General features: G+C 61.1%; 3 protein-coding genes. 2 read left to right on the top strand and 1 reads right to left on the bottom strand.

The genetic code is table 11. The annotated features are described in order from the left end of the window. Positions 1–128: 128 nt before the first annotated feature. On the bottom strand, positions 129–380 hold the full coding sequence (locus EOB59_RS34725) for a hypothetical protein (RefSeq protein ID WP_128290296.1): 252 nt from the start codon (positions 378–380) through the stop codon (positions 129–131). A gap of 403 nt (positions 381–783) precedes the next feature. Between EOB59_RS34725 and EOB59_RS34720 the strand changes: the two genes are divergently transcribed. Both EOB59_RS34720 and EOB59_RS37090 read left to right on the top strand, forming a co-directional pair. After that, positions 784–1,284: a hypothetical protein gene (locus EOB59_RS34720; protein WP_128290295.1), complete on the top strand. Its 501-nt coding sequence runs from the start codon at positions 784–786 to the stop codon at positions 1,282–1,284. Continuing rightward, the coding region (locus EOB59_RS37090) for a hypothetical protein (RefSeq protein WP_245486890.1) at positions 1,284–1,655 on the top strand (372 nt) is incomplete at its 3' end. The genes EOB59_RS34720 and EOB59_RS37090, both read left to right, overlap by 1 nt.

The following is a 1,655-nucleotide window of genomic DNA, read 5'->3' as shown; positions in this document are numbered from 1 at the left end:
ACCGATGGCCAAGACCGCGGTGTGACGTTCCTCACCACGCAGGCGCCGAAGTCGCTGGCCCTGCCAATCGTTTGGCAGGCGATAGGTGCCGACGCCTTCGATTTCAATTCCGGTGAAAGGGGTCCTGGCTAGCATGCCACGCGCCTCGCGATTGCAGGGCCTGTAAGCAGCGCCAGCAGTGCGCCGGCCATGACATCGGCCGTCGAACCCGGAAGGGCCTTGGCGGCCGCCCTGAGCCTGCCTAGATCTATTTCATCCATGGCCAGGAAGAGTTCGGTGTTAATCTCGATGTCGCCGGTCAGCAGCACCGCAGAGACAGCCTGCAGCGTGGCAGCATGCAGGTGGCCGTTGCCAGTCGAGTTGATGACTTTGAGCACCATGGCCAGGTGTTGCTCGCCATGCCGGCGCCCGATCGCGCGCACCGTCGGCTTGCAGTAGCAGTGACCTGGCTTGCGCCCGCTCGACCGATTGTCGACGCCGTCGTGGAGCTCACGCCGCACATACGGGCTATGGCATGGATATCGCAGGGGTGAACCGTCCGTGCCAGCATGCCGCGCCTCGTCGTTGGGAACGTCGCGGATATTGCATAAGTCGCCACTTATAAGCAAGGCGTCAGGTCGGCGGTAAGCTCTCTCCCAATTTACGGCCGCCGTCCTACACGCCACTGGGGCGACTATACTTTTTCGAATTCGTGCCCTCGCAAATTTACCAGGATGAGTCTGGTCACTTGCAGAAATATCCACTTTAGGAGATGCTGAACTAAAGCCTTGGGAGGGCTGGGGGATGAAAAGAAAAACGTCGATGGCACTTGCTGCCATCCTGCCGCTGTGCGGCTGTCAAACAAGCAATCAAGCTGATTACATGCAAATTGGCTATGGACCTAGTTTCGAGGTCGCGCACGCACAGTGCGAGATGCGGAAAGGCTCAGTAGACGAGGGCTATCTTGCTATCGGATCGCCGGCATTTGTTGCGGGTGCCGGCTTGGGCAACGCCCTTGGCAATGCGATTGCCGAAGATCAATACATGAAGAACTGCCTGATCATCAGTGGTTGGAAACGGTCTCCTCGCGGCAAGGGAGCTGCCGCCGCGGCCGCCGTTGCTACCGGAGCGCCCCCGACCCCCTATGGCGTGGCACGCGCGCCAGGCAGCTGGATGAACACGGCCCTTCTGGACTGGTCGGCCGCCAACAACAAATGCGTCGCCGGCGATAAGGCCTCCTGCGCAACTCGAGCGAGGCTTGGTGCGCAACTGAGAGGCGCCGGCATCAACCCGGCACCCATCTAATGGCCCGGGTAAGCTTCGCCGCCTTGCGGCATTTGGCGGCGCTGCTCTGCCTCGGCGCCACCCAGGCGGTCAGCGGATGCGGCGCGGACTATCTCAACAACTACGACAGTGTGACGCTGGCGGCCGGTGATGCGAACCAAACGAATAGCCTATTGCAAACCGTCGATCCTCTCAATCCGAACAGTCAAAATACCCACATCGAGGGAGAAGGCCAGCGCATCGCGGCGATCGTCCAGCGATATCGTGGTGGCGGACCTAGCGCCACAACTGTTCAGCAGCGCGGCGCCGATCATGACTGCGCTGGCGGGCCGGGAAACAATCCCGTTGCACACCAGCAGATTGTCACTGGCGGGGATCCGAACCACCTGGAC

The organism is Mesorhizobium sp. M7A.F.Ca.MR.176.00.0.0 (genome assembly GCF_004023165.1).
Taxonomy (GTDB): Bacteria; Pseudomonadota; Alphaproteobacteria; order Rhizobiales; family Rhizobiaceae; genus Mesorhizobium.
Note: the sequence above shows the minus strand (reverse complement) of the source record. Positions and strands in the feature narration are given on the sequence as shown.